This is a genomic window from Streptomyces sp. NPDC090127 (assembly GCF_044746945.1).
GTDB lineage: Bacteria > Actinomycetota > Actinomycetes > Streptomycetales > Streptomycetaceae > Streptomyces.
The window spans coordinates 631926-646835 of record NZ_JBIVDE010000001.1 but is presented as its reverse complement, the minus strand read 5'-3'; the positions used below and the strand labels follow the sequence as shown (position 1 = coordinate 646835).

Genomic DNA, 14910 nt, shown 5'->3' with positions numbered 1-14910 from the left:
TCCGTCGTGCGAGATGCCGGGTGACGGTGGGCGGACCGGGTGCGGAAGGCCTCAGATCACCGGGAGAGGTCGCACCGGGCTCAGGTGCGGGGCGGAAGAGCGGTTGGTACTGCCCGATCGACTTCGATCCACGCAGCCCCACCTCCTCCAGCCGGTCCCCCGTGGGGGATGACGAGTGGTCGGGAGTACCGACCAGCGGCCAAGACTATCAGCCGACAGAGGGCCAATCCCTTTCTTTGCCCGTTCCCTACGCGCTTTATGCTCGCGGCATGGGAGAAGTTCTTGCTCTGGTCGAGGCCCGGCTGCGGTCGGCGCTCGGTGAACCGGACGCGCGCGCCGCGGTGACCTTTCTGGGCACGGACCGGATCGAGGTGCTCCGTTTCCTCGACGGCGATGTCGTCCGGTACGCGACCCTCGGCATGTCGGCGCACCCGATGACCGACCCGACGGCCGCGCTCGCCGACCCGGTGAAGGGCCCGCGCGCGGAGCTGGTCCTCTCCGTACGGGCCGGGCTCGCCGACACCGACAAGGTGCTGCGCCCGCTCGCCGTCCTCGCCTCGACCCCGCAGGTCGAGGGCGTGGTCGTGGCGTCCGGTGCCTCACTCGACGTCGGTGAACCGCTGTGGCCCGGGGCCCCGTTCAGCTCGGTCCTGGTCGCGGAGCCGGGCGGCCTGGTGGAGGACCTGGAGCTCGACGAGCCCAGGGAGCCGGTCCGGTTCCTGCCGCTGCTGCCGATGACGTCCAACGAGGCGGCGTGGAAGCGGGTGCACGGGGCGCAGGCGCTGGAGGAGCGCTGGCTGGCCAACGGCACGGACCTGCGCGACCCGCTGCGCCGCTCGGTGACCCTGGACTGACGGACTTCCCCGCCTGACCCCGGGTTACCCGCCCGCCCGCCTCGCGCTCCCCGCTCCCCGAGCGCCCGCGACCGCGCACGCGCCCCCTCCGCGCGCCTGCCACTCGGGGTGAACCGGTCGGTCCGGACGGGTGATCGTCCTTGACGCGGGCGCGGAGGGGTAGGACCGTTGGGCTCTATGAGGGGCGAACCCAGTTGCCCGAGGTGCGGTGGCCGGGTCAGGGCGCCCGGACTTTTTGCCGACTCCTGGCAGTGCGCCGGGCACGGCCCGGTGCACCCGCTGCAGCCCGTGATCCCGCCCAGCGTCGAGGCCCTCGGTGTCGTCGTGCACCGGGCACAGGTGCCGGTCTGGATGCCGTGGCCGCTGCCCGTCGGCTGGCTCTTCACCGGGGTCGCGTACGCCGGTGACGATCGCAGCGGGGGACGGGCGACCGCCGTCGCCTGCTCCGGGCCGGGTCCGCTCGGCGGGATCGGTGAGCTGCTGCTCGTGGCCGAGGAGCTGGGCGTCGGACTCGGCGCGCGGTACGCGGGGCTCGACGGCCCGGATCCCGGACCCGGGTTCTCCGTCGACAAGCCCGCGCAGACCAAGGTGCTCGCCGCCGGCCGCCCGACGCCCCTGTGGCACGTGACGGGAACCCCGGGGGACCGGGCGGTCTTCGCGGGCGAGGCGCGCGGGCTGTGGCTCTGGGCGATCGTGTGGCCGGAGCAGTCGGGCCTGCTGATGTACGACGAACTGGTCCTGACGGACCTGCGCGACGCGGGCGCGGAGGTCGAACTCCTCCCGTGCGGCGCGCTGACCCCGCGTCTGCTGACGTAGGCGCGGGCGCGGGCGCGGGCGCGGGCGCGGGGCGCGGGGCGCGGAGGCGCGGAGGCGCGGAGGCGGGGGAGCGGGAGGAACGGGGGAGCGGCGCTTCGCGGGCCTTGGGATGTGTGGGTCGCCGGGGTGTCGGGGCTTGGGTCGGCGGGGCAGGTCGCGGCCGGAGCCTTCGTTGTGCGGGGCTCGTAGGCCTGGTTCGCCCGTTATGCTGGAGCGTCCCCTTGTTCGCCCGCCCTGAGCTCTGGAGTAACGCGTCGTGCGCATCGACCTGCACACCCACTCCACGGCGTCGGACGGTACGGACAGCCCGGCCGAGCTGGTCCGCAACGCGGCAGCCGCCGGCCTCGACGTCGTCGCCCTCACCGATCACGACACCACGCGCGGCCACGCCGCCGCGATCGCCGCGCTGCCCGCGGGGCTGACCCTCGTGACCGGTGCCGAGCTGTCCTGCCGCCTCGACGGCGTCGGGCTGCACATGCTCGCGTACCTCTTCGACGCCGCCGAGCCGGAGCTGGCCGCCGAGCGCGAGCTGGTCAGGGACGACCGGGTGCCGCGCGCCCGGGCGATGGTCGGCAAGCTCCAGGAGCTCGGTGTCCCGGTCACCTGGGACCAGGTCGCCCGGATCGCCGGGGACGGCTCGGTCGGCCGCCCGCACGTGGCGGAGGCGCTGGTCGAGCTCGGCGTCGTACCCGACGTGTCCGGCGCGTTCACGCCCGAGTGGCTGGCGAACGGCGGACGGGCGTACGTGGACAAGCACGAACTCGACCCGTTCGAGGCGATCCGGCTGGTCAAGGCGGCCGGCGGCGTGACGGTCCTCGCGCACCCGCTCGCGGTCAAGCGCGGCGAGGTCGTCCCGGAGGACGCGCTCGCGCGCCTCGCGGAGGCGGGCCTCGACGGCATCGAGGTCGACCACATGGACCACGACGAGCCGACGCGGGCGCGACTGCGCGGGCTGTCGAAGGAGCTCGGACTGCTCGCCACGGGGTCCAGCGACTACCACGGCAGCCGCAAGACGTGCGCCCTCGGCGAGTACACGACGGACCCCGAGATCTACGGCGAGATCACTCGCCGCGCCACCGGCGCCTTCCCGGTCCCCGGCGCCGGCGGACCCGCCTAGCCCCTGGCCCCCGAGGCCCCGCCCCTCTTTCCCGACACCCTTCAGGGGGATCCGGTGTGGGGGGTCTTCCCTGCCCCGCACGGCCCGTCGGCGGCCTGGAGGCGTCCGTCGTCGGTCCGTCAGTGGCCCATCAGCGGTCCGCCGGCCTTCCGCCGGTGAGAGGCCGCCGATGGCGCGCCCCTGGTCCGCCGGAGGTGCGCCCCTGGTCCGCCGGAGGTGCGCCCCTGGTCCGCCGGAGGTGCGCCCCTCGGCGGTCGGCCGCCCTCGGTCCCCCTGCGACCTCGTTCCCGGGCCCAGCCGCCCATGCCCCGGTCGTCGGGGCTCCCCCCACCCTCGTACACCTCACAGCGCAAGGCACACCGTGTTCGACGTCGCCGTATTCGGCTCGCTCTTCCTGACCCTGTTCGTGATCATGGATCCTCCCGGGATCACCCCGATCTTCCTCGCCCTCACCTCCGGTCGGCCGGCCAAGGTGCAGCGGCGGATGGCCTGGCAGGCCGTCGCCGTCGCCTTCGGCGTCATCACCGTCTTCGGGATCCTCGGGCAGCAGATCCTCGCCTATCTGCACGTCTCCGTTCCCGCCCTGATGATCGCCGGCGGTCTGCTCCTGCTGCTCATCGCGCTCGACCTGCTCACCGGCAAGACCGACGAGCCCAAGCAGACCAAGGACGTCAACGTCGCCCTCGTGCCCCTGGGCATGCCGCTGCTCGCCGGGCCCGGCGCGATCGTCTCCGTGATCCTCGCCGTGCAGCACGCCGACGGCGTCGGCGCGCAGGTCTCGGTCTGGGCCGCGATCGGCGCCATGCACGTCGTGCTCTGGCTGACCATGCGCTACTCGCTGCTGATCATCCGTGTCATCAAGGACGGCGGTGTCGTGCTCGTGACCCGGCTCGCCGGCATGATGCTGTCGGCCATCGCCGTGCAGCAGATCATCAACGGCGTCACCCAGGTCATCCAGGGGGCGTGAGCCCCCACACAGCACAGCGCGGCACAGCGCCCCACCGCACTGGGCCCGCACAGCACTGCGCCCCCGTACGGATTCCGGTCGTCGGAGTCCATGCGGGGGCGCGGTGCGTCGGTGCGGCTGCCGTGTTACGAAGCCGTGCTGTCGGCCGGGCGGATCCAGATGCGCTGGCCGATCGAAGCGGCCTGCTGCACGATCCGGTTGACGGAGGCGGCGTCCACGACGGTCCGGTCGACGGGCGTGCCGTCGATGTCGTCGAGTCGCAGGATTTCGAAGCGCAAGGGCTTCTCCCTTCGTCTGGAGTTGATCCTCCTGATGGAGAACTGCTGTGCCTGTTACGTAGTGTCCAACGACATGCATCCTGCAAACATTCCCTACGCTAAGGAAATTTTTTGGATGCCTAACTACTAGGGGTGGGGGATGGTGGCGGGCGTCACGCGCCAGGCGGAGAATGAGCCCTGTATGAACGACGCAGAGACACCCCCATCGCCGCCCGCCGACCCGGTCCCCGACCCGGTCCACGCCCTGCGCGACCGCCTGGAGCGCACCAATGAGCTCCTCCAGCGGATGCTCGCCGAAGTGGCCAAGACCCCTTCGACCCATGCCATCTTCGTCGACGCGGGTTACGTCTATGCTGCGGCCGGGTTGCTTGTGGCGGGCACCGAGGACCGACGCTCCTTCGACCTCGACGCCGAAGGGCTCATCGAGGCCTTCATCGACAAGGCCCGCACGATCTTCGCCGACAGTCGGCTGCTGCGCGTCTACTGGTACGACGGAGCCCGCCGCCGCATCCACACGCCCGAGCAGCAGTCCATCGCCGAGCTGCCCGACGTCAAGGTCCGGCTCGGCAACCTCAACGCCAACAACCAGCAGAAGGGCGTCGACTCCCTGATCCGCTCGGACCTGGAGTCCCTCGCCCGTCACCGCGCCATCAGCGACGCCGCGCTCGTCGGGGGCGACGAGGACCTCGTCTCGGCCGTCGAGGCCGCCCAGGGCTACGGCGCCCGCGTCCACCTCTGGGGCATCGAGGCCGCCGAGGGGCGCAACCAGGCCGAGCCGCTGCTCTGGGAGGTCGACAGCCAGCGCACCTTCGACCTCGACTTCTGGCGCCCCTACGTCAGCCGACGGCCCGTCACGACCTACGAGAACGAGGGCGAGCCGCCGCCCTCACGCGAGGAGGTCCGCTTCATCGGCGCCCGGATCGCCGCGATGTGGCTCGCGGAGCGGGGCAGCGACGCGCTGGCCGAGCTGCTGCCCGGCCACCCGTACCTGCCGGGACCGGTCGACCAGGACCTGCTCATCGAGGCCGAGAAGCTCCTCAGCCGGTCCCTGCGCGGCCACGCCGCCCTGCGCAGGGCGCTGCGCGACGGCTTCTGGCAGCACCTCCAGGCGCAGTTCTAGCCCGTACGGACGCGGTCGCCGATCTCCCAGAACGCCGCCAGCCGGGCCGCCAGCTCCTCCGGGTGCGAGACGTTGGGGGAGTGGCCGGCGCCCGCGACCACGGTGTGGTGCGCGTGCGTGTGCGCCGCCGCGGCGGCCAGGCCGTGCACGGGCCAGACCATCTCCTCGGCGCCGTACGCGATGTGCACCGGGAGCGGCAGCGCGGCGAGGCGTGCGGTGCCGTCCGGGTCGCGCAGCAACAGCCTTCCTGCACCTGACAGTTGGGCGATCCTGGTGCGCATCCAGCGCTGCCGGAGGAACCGTACGATCTCCGGCGGGTCGGCGGCTTCCGGCTGCTCGCCCCGGCTGTCCAGCCAGCGCGTGGCCAGCCAGACCCGCTCCTTGGGCAGCAGCGCGAGCGCGCCGCGCAGCGCACGGACCCTGATCCGCTGCGGGCGGGCGACCCGGCCGGGGCCCGAGGAGAGCAGGGTCAGCGTGCGGAACGCGGGGGGCGCGAGCTCGGCGGCGGCGCGGGCGACCAGGCCGCCGAAGGAGTGGCCGAGCAGGTGCACCGGGCCGTCGCCGAGGACGGCCGCCTGCGCCACCACGTCCAGGGCGAGCGCCCGGCGGCTGTAGGCGTGGCGCCCTCGCGGGCCGGGGGTCTCGTGCTGGCCGCGTCCGTCGACGGCCACGGCGCGGTAGCCGTGCTCGGCGAGGGGGGTGAGCAGGGCGAGGAAGTCCTCCTTGCTGCCGGTGTAGCCGGGCAGCAGCAGCACCGTGCCGCGCGTCGCGCCCTCGGGCGCGATGTCGAGGACGGCGAAGTCGCCGCGCGTGGTGCCCAGCCGGTAGGCACGGGTGCGCGGGGGCAGCGCCAGGGACCGGGGCTTGCTCATGAAAGGGACTGTAACCGCTGTTCAGCGACGACCGGATCCGGACCGGGCGGAGTCGCGACGGGCGCGCGCGCCGGAGCGAGTGAGGGAGCACGCTGGGTCGAGCCCGGGCGGGCCCCGGGCGGGCCCCGGCGGGCCCGGGCCGGGCTCGCGCCGGGTTGAGCTCGGGTGGGCGCCGGCGGCGGACGCGGGCCGGGCTCGCGCTTGGCCGACCCGCGTCCGAGCCCCGGGCGGCCCGGGCAGCGCAGTGGCCCGGCCCCTGGGGAGGGGCCGGGCCACGGGGAAGGTACGGTGCGCGTCAGCTCTCGGGCTGGGCGGCAGCGGCCTTCTTCGTCGTGCGGCGGCGCGGGGCCTTGGGGGCCTCGGCGGCCTCGACGGTTCCGGTGGCCTCCGCCGGAGCGGCGGCCGCCTTCTTCGTCGTACGGCGGCGGGGCGCCGTCTTCGGCTCCGAGGCGTCGGGGGCCTCGGCGGCGACGGCGGTCTTCTTGGTCGTGCGGCGGCGGGGGGCCTTGGGGGCCTCCTCGACGGCCTGCTCGGCAGCGGCCTCGACGGCCGGCGCCTCGCTGGTCTCGACCGCGACGGCCTTCTTGGTCGTACGGCGACGGGGAGCCTTCTTCGGCTCCTCGGCGACCGTCTCGGAGACCTCGGCGACCTCGGCCACAGGAGCCGTCTCGACGACCTCGGCGACGGCCTTCTTGGTCGTACGGCGGCGGGCGGGGGCCTTCTTGGGCTCCTCGACCACCGTCTCGACGACCGGCGCCGCGACGGGCTCGGCGACCGGCGCCGCCGCCGCGAGGGCGGCCGCAGCGGTCTCCACGGTCTGGAAGCCCACCGTGTCGGCGTCGGCGTTCAGGACGCGCGCCCGGCGACGACGCGGCGCCTTGGGCGCATCGGGGGCCTGGGTGCGGGCCTGCGGGGCCCGGTCGACCGGCTTGGCCTGCCGGACCACCGGAGCGGTGGCGACGGCGACCGCGGCGGCCGGGGCCTCCGCGACCGGGGCGACGGCGGCCGGAGCGGCGGGAGCCGTCTCGGCGACCTGCGCGACCTGCGCGGTCGACGCCCCGCCGGGGCGGGTACGGCGACGGCGGCGCGGCGTGCGCGGCTCCGCGGGCGCGTCCTCCGCGACGGGAGCGGCGGCCGCGGCCGGAGCGACGGCCGGGGCCGTCTCGTCCGCCGTGGAGCCGCCGCGCGTACGGCGACGCTGGCGCGGGGTGCGCGTACGGGCCGGGGCCTCCTCGGCCGCCGGAGCGGCCTGCTTGCGACCGCGGCCACCGCGACCGCCGGGCTCGCCCAGGTCCTCCAGCTCCTCCGCGCCCAGACCCGCGCGGGTCCGCTCGGCGCGGGGCAGGACGCCCTTGGTGCCCGCCGGGATGTCCAGCTCCTCGTACAGGTGCGGGGAGCTGGAGTACGTCTCGACCGGCTCGTGGAAGTCGAGGCCGAGCGCCTTGTTGATCAGCTGCCAGCGCGGGATGTCGTCCCAGTCGACCAGCGTGACGGCCGTGCCCTTGTTGCCCGCGCGGCCGGTGCGGCCCACGCGGTGGAGGAACGTCTTCTCGTCCTCCGGCGACTGGTAGTTGATGACGTGCGTGACGCCCTCGACGTCGATGCCGCGCGCGGCGACGTCGGTGCAGACGAGCACGTCGACCTTGCCGTTGCGGAAGGCGCGCAGCGCCTGCTCGCGGGCGCCCTGGCCGAGGTCGCCGTGGACCGCGCCGGAGGCGAAACCACGCCGCTGCAGCTGCTCGGCGATGTCGGCCGCCGTGCGCTTGGTGCGGCAGAAGATCATCGCGAGCCCGCGGCCGTTGGCCTGCAGGATGCGGGAGACCATCTCCGGCTTGTCCATCGAGTGCGCGCGGAAGACGTGCTGCTTGATGTTGGCGACGGTCACGCCCTCGCCGTCGGGCGAGGTGGCGCGGATGTGCGTCGGCTGCGACATGTAGCGGCGGGCGAGGCCGATGACCGCGCCCGGCATGGTGGCCGAGAACAGCATGGTCTGACGCTTCGCCGGAAGCATGTTCATGATCTTCTCGACGTCGGGCAGGAAGCCCAGGTCGAGCATCTCGTCGGCCTCGTCGAGGACGAGGACCCTGACGTGGGACAGGTCCAGCTTGCGCTGTCCGGCCAGGTCGAGCAGGCGGCCCGGGGTGCCGACGATGACGTCGACGCCCTTCTTGAGCGCCTCGACCTGGGGCTCGTACGCCCGGCCGCCGTAGATGGCGAGCACGCGGACGTTACGGACCTTGCCGGCGGTGAGCAGGTCGTTGGTGACCTGCTGGCACAGCTCGCGGGTCGGGACGACGACCAGGGCCTGCGGGGCGTCGGTCAGCTGCTCGGGCTTGGCCCGGCCTGCCTCGACGTCCGCGGGGACGGTGACGCGCTCCAGGATCGGCAGACCGAAACCGAGGGTCTTGCCTGTGCCGGTCTTGGCCTGGCCGATGACGTCGGTGCCGGAGAGGGCGACCGGAAGAGTCATCTCCTGGATGGGGAAGGGGGTGATGATGCCGACGGCTTCGAGCGCCTCGGCCGTCTCGGGAAGGATTCCGAGCTCTCGGAAAGTCGTAGTCAGGGTGCTGCCTCTTCTGTGAGACGCGGCGCGAGGCGAACGCTGGGGGTCGTACCGTGCCGATTCGCTGCCGGCCGGATCGACGAATGGATCACAGCCGGGTGGCGCGGGACCACTGCCGTCGCTCGAGCGTCGTGCCGCTGAGGGACCCTCCTGCGGGTGCGCGGGGAGGGCTGTCGGGTCGGAGCCAGTCGGGCCACCGACCGGGCATCCTCATTCATGCGTGGCCCACCGTGTACGTCCGAACGTGCGAAAACTTGTCCGCATACTCAGCAGGCGCTTTACCACTGTACCCCGGATTCGCGCATGTGTGTTGGGAGAATTCGCGATGAGGGCGCCGTCACAGTGACTGACCAGGGCCTTGAGCGCCCCGGGGGGCGGGCTATTGTGCGCTTCATGGAGACGCCTGACAACGCCACGCCCGCCGAAGAGAACGCGGAGAAGACCACGGACGAGACCGCGGCGGAGACCGCCGGGGAACTCACCGGGATCGCCGCCCAGGACTGGGCCACCGCCTCCGCCGAGCCGCAGTACCGCGCCGCGGTCGTCGACCTGCTCGGCGCGCTGGCCTACGGCGAGCTGGCGGCCTTCGAACGGCTCGCCGAGGACGCCAAGCTGGCGCCGACCCTCGGGGACAAGGCCGAGCTGGCGAAGATGGCCTCCGCCGAGTTCCACCACTTCGAGCAGCTGCGGAACCGGCTGGCCGCCGTGGACGCGGAGCCGACGGCCGCGATGGAGCCGTTCGCCAAGGCGCTGGACGACTTCCACCGGCAGACCGCGCCGTCGGACTGGCTGGAGGGCCTGGTCAAGGCCTACGTCGGCGACTCGATCGCCAGCGACTTCTACCGGGAGGTCGCCGCCCGACTCGACTCGGACACCCGTCGCCTCGTGCTGTCCGTCCTCGACGACACCGGCCACGGAAACTTCGCCGTCGAGAAGGTCCGCGCCGCGATCGACGCGGACCCGCGCGTCGGTGGCCGGCTCGCGCTGTGGGCGCGCCGGTTGATGGGCGAGGCGCTCTCGCAGGCGCAGCGGGTCGTCGCCGAGCGCGACGCGCTCTCCACGATGCTGGTCGGCGGTGTCGCGGACGGCTTCGACCTGGCGGAGGTCGGCCGCATGTTCTCCCGGATCACCGAGGCCCACACGAAGCGCATGGCCGCGCTCGGCCTCGCGGCGTAACGCCTTCGGCGCGGCTGCCAGCGCCGAAGGGGTTACGTCCGCTTGTCCGCTGTCCGCCCGTCCGAAGGGCCCGGCACCGGCACGCTCGCGCGTGTCGGTGCCGGGCCCTTCGGCGTGGGCGGGAGAAGACGGGGGCCGGTCTCGGCCGGCTCGGGGGAGGCGCTGCTCACGCCGCCGCTGATCGGCGCAGTCGGCGGGAGGCCGGGCGGATCAGCAGCGAGAGCAGCACCGCGGCGATGGCCACGGCACCGATGAGCGTCGGCAGGGCGTGGCCCGGGCCGAGGGCGCCGTGGGTCACCAGGGCTCCGAAGACGGCCCCGGCCGTCCCGGTCGTGAGGACGACCGTGCGCGCGGGGAGGCGGTCGGGCAGCCGGTGCACGGCGGCCCAGGCCAGGGCGAATCCGAGCAGTGCGGAGCCGAGGGCTTCCAGGAACACGTGATCACCTCGCGTGCGGTGCGGGGCGGGCATTGCGGTCGTTAGCGGTCCTACCCGGGGCGACTCGAACGCAATCCTCCCCGCCCGCCCCACCTGCACCTTCGCCCCGGCCCCAGGCGCCACGGCCGGTACGGAGCCCACCCGGACGGACGAGGTGCGAAGCGGAGCCCACCCGGACGGACGAGCGAGGTGCGGAGTCTCCCGGACGAGCGACGTGCGGAGTCTCCCGGACGAGCGACGTGCGGAGTCTCCCGGACGGACGAGGTGCGGGCCTCCCGCACGGACGAGGCGCGGAGCCCACCCGGATGGACGAAGGGCCCGGCGGAACGAATCCGCCGGGCCCTTCCCCAGTGACGGGCTGTATCCGACGTCGTCGGAAAGCGTCTCGGACGGCTCAGAGAGCGCCGAAGCCCACCCGGCGCACCGCCGGCTCGCCGATCTCCACGTACGCGATCTTCTCGGCCGGGATCAGGATCCTGCGACCCTTCTCGTCCGCGAGGCTGAGCAGCTGCGCCTTGCCGGCCAGCGCGTCGGCAACGGCGCTCTCGACCTCCTCGGCGGACTGCCCGCTCTCCAGAACGATCTCCCGGGGTGCGTGCTGCACGCCGATCTTGACCTCCACGGCTATGTCCCTCCGAACGGTCAGCGTTGCGCGTCTCCCGCGCCGTACGCTGCACACATTAGCCCGGTGAGGGGACCCGCACGGCGTACCGGCGGAACGCCAGGAGCGAACAGCTACTGACCCTCGGCGATCGGCTGGCCGTCCGTGGGGTGCAGCGGGAAGCCCGCGATGCCACGCCACGCCAGCGACGTCAGCAGCGCCACGGCCTTGTCGCGGGGGATGGCGGACTCGCTGGAGAGCCAGTAGCGCGCCACGACCTGGGAGACCCCGCCCAGGCCCACGGCCAGCAGCATCGACTCGTCCTTCGACAGGCCGGTGTCCTCGGCGATGACGGCCGAGATCGCCTCGGCGCACTGCAGGCTCACCCGGTCCACCCGCTCGCGCACGGCCGGCTCGTTGGTGAGGTCGGACTCGAAGACCAGCCGGAACGCGCCGCCCTCGTCCTCCACGTACGCGAAGTACGCGTCCATGGTGGCCTCGACCCGGAGCTTGTTGTCGCTCGTCGACGCCAGGGCCGTGCGCACGGCCTGGAGCAGTGCCTCGCAGTGCTGGTCGAGGAGGGCCAGGTAGAGCTCCAGCTTGCCCGGGAAGTGCTGGTACAGGACCGGCTTGCTGACGCCCGCCCGCTCGGCGATGTCGTCCATCGCGGCGGAGTGGTACCCCTGCGCGACGAACACCTCCTGGGCCGCCCCGAGGAGCTGGTTCCGTCGGGCTCGGCGCGGCAGGCGCGTGCCCCGAGGGCGTGCTGCCTCTGTCTGCTCGATGGCTGTCACGCCGCCTCCCAAAAATCGATCCATGCGCGCTGTGGCGCCGCGCCCGCCATCGTACTTTTGGGTAACCCGGCTGTGCGCGGTGCGGACGCACAATTTCACGGACCGGACGCCGAGAGCGCCAGGCGATTCAACGTTAAACCGAACAAATCAGCGGTAGTCGTCTTCGTCGTGCGCGACCACCCGCGACTGTTCGGAGGAGTCCGCCTCGTTCGCCGAGTCCCGTTCGACATGCGTGGGCGGCTCGTCCTCGCGCTGCTGCAGTTCGGTGCGCTGCTCGGCCGCGTCGGCCTCGGGGATCTCCTCGTCGAGCACGACGACCTCTTCTTCCTCGGCGAATGTGTCCGGCTCGGTCGGATCGACAGTCATGCGGTTCCTTCCGGCAGAGGGTTCTGTCCGAACGCCTCTCCTCCGAGCCTAGGAGCACACTCCGCGCGGCGCACCCGATCCTGTGACGCCACACACACGCGCCGCCGCGTGATCGTCTCGTAATATTGCGGCCATGTCGTCGACCGAGCTTCCGGAGACCCGGACCTCCGCCGCGCCCCACTCGTCGCGGACCCGCGCCGTACGGGTCGCCGACGGCGAGCGGCTGCGCTCCGTCGCACTGCCCGGGCTCACGCTGACCGTCCGCGCCCGGCCCGGCGACCGGCCGGGTCTCGTGCCCGCGCTCTACGTCCACGGCCTCGGCGGCTCCTCGCAGAACTGGTCGGCGCTGATGCCGCTGCTCGCGGACCGCGTCGACGGCGAGGCCGTCGACCTGCCGGGCTTCGGCGACTCCCCGCCGCCCGACGACGGCAACTACTCCGTGACCGGACACGCCCGGGCGATCATCCGCTACCTCGACGCCGCCGGCCGCGGCCCGGTCCACCTGATCGGCAACTCGCTCGGCGGCGCCGTCTCCACCCGGGTCGCCGCCGTCCGTCCCGACCTGGTCCGCACGCTCACCCTGGTATCCCCCGCCCTGCCGGAGCTGCGCGCGCAGCGCAGCGCCTGGCCGACCGCGCTGCTCGCGCTGCCGGGCGTCCCGTCGCTGTTCGCACGGCTGACGAAGGACTGGACGCCGGAGCAGCGCGTCCGGGGGGTGCTCGCGCTCTGTTACGGAGACCCCGGCCAGGTCACCGACGAGGGTCTGCGACACGCCGTGGAGGAGATGGAGCGCCGCCTGGAACTCCCGTACTTCTGGGACGCCATGGCCCGCAGCTCGCGCGGCATCGTCGACGCCTATACGCTCGGCGGCCAGCACGGCCTGTGGCGGCAGGCGGAACGGGTGCTCGCGCCCACCCTGCTCGTCTACGGGGGGCGGGACCAGCTCGTCTCGTACCGGATGGCACGCAGGGCGGCCGCGGCGTTCCGCGGCTCGCGCCTGCTGACCCTCCCGGACGCCGGGCACGTGGCCATGATGGAGTACCCCGAGACGGTCGCTCAGGCCGTCAGGGAACTGATCGATGCCGACGAGGCCGGCGCGCACGACGACGGCGACATGGACGACAGTGACGACAGCGGCGGGAGCTGATCCGGGGCGTGGGACGACATAGTCGTAAGGGTCCTGTGCCCACTCCCCCCGCCGAGACGGCGCAGGGGCGGGACCAGGATCAGGGGCGGGACCAGGGGCGGCCGGCGGCCGGTACGGGTACGGGGCGCCGCAGGCGCGCGCCGGGCGCCGAGGGCGCGTACCCGCAGGACCCCGCTGTCCAGGACGGCTACGCCCGGGAGCGCGGGGCCGCGCAGGGGCAGCGGACCGGGTACGCGCAGGGCGTGGGCCCCGGTGTGTACGGACAGGCGCCGAGCGGGTACGGGCAGCGGCCCGCGCCCGCCGGACGGCCCGTCTGGGACACGCCCATGCACGGCACCCCCGTCTACACCGCCCCCACCGACGGGGCCGTACGGGGCGGACACCCCGAGCACCCCGAGACGCGGACCGGCTCCGCGCGCGACGGCGCCTGGCAGGGGCCGCGCCGGGACGCGCAGGCGGAGTCCGCGCAGGCGGAGGGCGCGCAGGCGGAGGGCGCGCAGACCCGGACCGCGCAGACCCGGACCGCGCCGGCGGAGAGCGCGCAGGCCCGGACCGCGCCGGCCGGGGGCGCCGACGCGCCCCCGCCGCTCATCCCGGGCCAGCGCCGGGAGAGCGACGCGGACGACGTTCCCGAGGAACTCCCCGAGGAGGCCCCGGCCAAGGCCGGCGGCAAGGGCCGGACGTTCACCGGCATCGCGGCCGCCGCCGTCACCACCGTCCTCGCCGTCGTCGTGGCGGGGCAGGTCGCCGAGGGGGAGCCCGGCGGGGCCGTCGCGCACTCGGCCGAGGGGCCGACCGACCGGGCCGTCGAGAACGGCGGGACCTCGCGCTCCGACGACCGGCTGACGCCCGCGAACCCCCCGCCCGCGCCCGCCGAGGCCGTCCTGCCGCCCACGTACGAGCAGTTGCTGGCCCTTCAGTTCCCGATCGACCCCGAGCTCAAGGGATCGGGCGAGTTCGAGGCCGTGGCCGGGCTCGACAAGGCGCCGGGCAAGGGGCGCAAGATCCGCTACCGCGTCGACGTCGAGAAGGGGCTCGGACTCGACTCGAAGCTCTTCGCGCGGGCCGTGCAGCAGACGCTGAACGACCCGCGGAGCTGGGCCGGTCGAGGCGCCATGACCTTCGAACGGATCTCCGGCGGGGAGCCGGAGTTCGTGGTAACCCTCGCCAGCCCCGGCACCACCGGCACGTGGTGTGCGAAGTCCGGCCTCGACACCACCGTCGACAACGTCTCCTGCGACTCCGCGGCCACCTCCCGCGTGATGATCAACGCCTTCCGCTGGGCGCAGGGATCGGACACCTTCGGGGACAAGGCGATGGTCGCCTACCGTCAGATGCTCATCAACCACGAGGTCGGCCACCGGCTCGGGCACGGTCACGTCACCTGTCGCACCCCCGGCGCGCTCGCTCCCGTGATGCAGCAGCAGACCAAGTCGCTGGACATCGACGGCATCAAGTGCCGCCCCAATCCCTGGGTGCACCCCGGGAGTTGACCCCTGAGGGGGAGCGCGCCGAGGCACCTGCCCGGCGCGCCTGACGGACGCCCGTCCGCGCGCCTCCCCTCGTTATCCGTGCGCCGGTTCGGCGCCTCCCGCCGTGGCCGCAGCCTGACGCTGCGTACATGAACCGTCCCGTAGCGCGACGGAACGCCACCGGGGCGGGAAAGTTACGTGCATTCACCCCTTCCGGTGGGGGGGGGGGGGGGGGGGGGCGGGCCGCCCCCCCCCCCCCCCCCCCCCCAACCCCGCCCCCCCCCCCGGGACCCCGGCCCCCCCCACCCCAACCCCACGCAACGGGGAGGCT

General features: G+C 73.6%; 15 protein-coding genes. 8 read left to right on the top strand and 7 right to left on the bottom strand.

Annotated elements, in window-relative coordinates; all coding sequences use genetic code 11:
* Positions 1 to 269: 269 nt before the first annotated feature.
* From ACIPPS_RS02825 to ACIPPS_RS02810, 4 genes are all read left to right on the top strand, one after another.
* Positions 270 to 854 (top strand): suppressor of fused domain protein, encoded by a 585-nt coding sequence (locus ACIPPS_RS02825; protein ID WP_401426023.1) that lies wholly within the window; start codon positions 270 to 272, stop codon positions 852 to 854.
* Positions 855 to 1031: 177 nt separating this feature from the next.
* On the top strand, positions 1032 to 1670 hold the full coding sequence (locus ACIPPS_RS02820; protein ID WP_401426021.1) for a DUF6758 family protein: 639 nt from the start codon (positions 1032 to 1034) through the stop codon (positions 1668 to 1670).
* A 256-nt stretch (positions 1671 to 1926) separates the two neighbouring features.
* Positions 1927 to 2787 (top strand): PHP domain-containing protein, encoded by an 861-nt coding sequence (locus ACIPPS_RS02815; protein ID WP_401426019.1) that lies wholly within the window; start codon positions 1927 to 1929, stop codon positions 2785 to 2787.
* Between the two features lie 361 nt (positions 2788 to 3148).
* Positions 3149 to 3754: a MarC family protein gene (locus ACIPPS_RS02810; RefSeq protein WP_401426017.1), complete on the top strand. Its 606-nt coding sequence runs from the start codon at positions 3149 to 3151 to the stop codon at positions 3752 to 3754.
* A gap of 125 nt (positions 3755 to 3879) precedes the next feature.
* Here ACIPPS_RS02810 and ACIPPS_RS02805 read toward each other — a convergent pair whose 3' ends face one another.
* Positions 3880 to 4032 (bottom strand): hypothetical protein, encoded by a 153-nt coding sequence (locus tag ACIPPS_RS02805; RefSeq protein ID WP_315891306.1) that lies wholly within the window; start codon positions 4030 to 4032, stop codon positions 3880 to 3882.
* Between the two features lie 181 nt (positions 4033 to 4213).
* Here ACIPPS_RS02805 and ACIPPS_RS02800 point away from each other — a divergent pair, with 181 nt between their 5' ends.
* Positions 4214 to 5152, top strand: a complete 939-nt coding sequence (locus ACIPPS_RS02800) for an NYN domain-containing protein (protein ID WP_401426015.1) — start codon at positions 4214 to 4216, stop codon at positions 5150 to 5152.
* Here ACIPPS_RS02800 and ACIPPS_RS02795 read toward each other — a convergent pair.
* Complete coding sequence (locus ACIPPS_RS02795) at positions 5149 to 6024, bottom strand: alpha/beta fold hydrolase (RefSeq protein ID WP_401426011.1); 876 nt, start codon at positions 6022 to 6024, stop codon at positions 5149 to 5151. The genes ACIPPS_RS02800 and ACIPPS_RS02795 overlap by 4 nt on opposite strands.
* Before the next feature lie 295 nt (positions 6025 to 6319).
* Positions 6320 to 8494 carry a DEAD/DEAH box helicase gene (locus tag ACIPPS_RS02790; protein ID WP_401426009.1) on the bottom strand — a complete coding sequence of 725 codons (2175 nt, stop codon included), beginning with the start codon at positions 8492 to 8494 and terminating at the stop codon, positions 6320 to 6322.
* 486 nt (positions 8495 to 8980) lie between these two features.
* Here ACIPPS_RS02790 and ACIPPS_RS02785 point away from each other — a divergent pair, with 486 nt between their 5' ends.
* Positions 8981 to 9763 (top strand): ferritin-like fold-containing protein, encoded by a 783-nt coding sequence (locus ACIPPS_RS02785; RefSeq protein ID WP_401426007.1) that lies wholly within the window; start codon positions 8981 to 8983, stop codon positions 9761 to 9763.
* A gap of 166 nt (positions 9764 to 9929) precedes the next feature.
* Here the strand turns inward: ACIPPS_RS02785 and ACIPPS_RS02780 are convergent, their stop codons facing one another.
* The 4 genes from ACIPPS_RS02780 to ACIPPS_RS02765 all read right to left on the bottom strand — a co-directional run bounded on the left by ACIPPS_RS02780 (position 9930) and on the right by ACIPPS_RS02765 (position 11960).
* Complete coding sequence (locus tag ACIPPS_RS02780; RefSeq protein WP_401426005.1) at positions 9930 to 10199, bottom strand: hypothetical protein; 270 nt, start codon at positions 10197 to 10199, stop codon at positions 9930 to 9932.
* A gap of 394 nt (positions 10200 to 10593) precedes the next feature.
* Positions 10594 to 10821 carry a DUF3107 domain-containing protein gene (locus ACIPPS_RS02775; protein ID WP_401426003.1) on the bottom strand — a complete coding sequence of 76 codons (228 nt, stop codon included), beginning with the start codon at positions 10819 to 10821 and terminating at the stop codon, positions 10594 to 10596.
* Positions 10822 to 10934: 113 nt separating this feature from the next.
* Positions 10935 to 11594, bottom strand: a complete 660-nt coding sequence (locus tag ACIPPS_RS02770; protein ID WP_401426000.1) for a TetR/AcrR family transcriptional regulator — start codon at positions 11592 to 11594, stop codon at positions 10935 to 10937.
* 147 nt (positions 11595 to 11741) lie between these two features.
* Complete coding sequence (locus ACIPPS_RS02765) at positions 11742 to 11960, bottom strand: hypothetical protein (protein WP_401425998.1); 219 nt, start codon at positions 11958 to 11960, stop codon at positions 11742 to 11744.
* 133 nt (positions 11961 to 12093) lie between these two features.
* Here ACIPPS_RS02765 and ACIPPS_RS02760 point away from each other — a divergent pair, with 133 nt between their 5' ends.
* Positions 12094 to 13107 carry an alpha/beta fold hydrolase gene (locus tag ACIPPS_RS02760; protein WP_401425996.1) on the top strand — a complete coding sequence of 338 codons (1014 nt, stop codon included), beginning with the start codon at positions 12094 to 12096 and terminating at the stop codon, positions 13105 to 13107.
* A gap of 35 nt (positions 13108 to 13142) precedes the next feature.
* Positions 13143 to 14600: a DUF3152 domain-containing protein gene (locus ACIPPS_RS02755; protein ID WP_401425993.1), complete on the top strand. Its 1458-nt coding sequence runs from the start codon at positions 13143 to 13145 to the stop codon at positions 14598 to 14600.
* Positions 14601 to 14910: the final 310 nt, after the last annotated feature.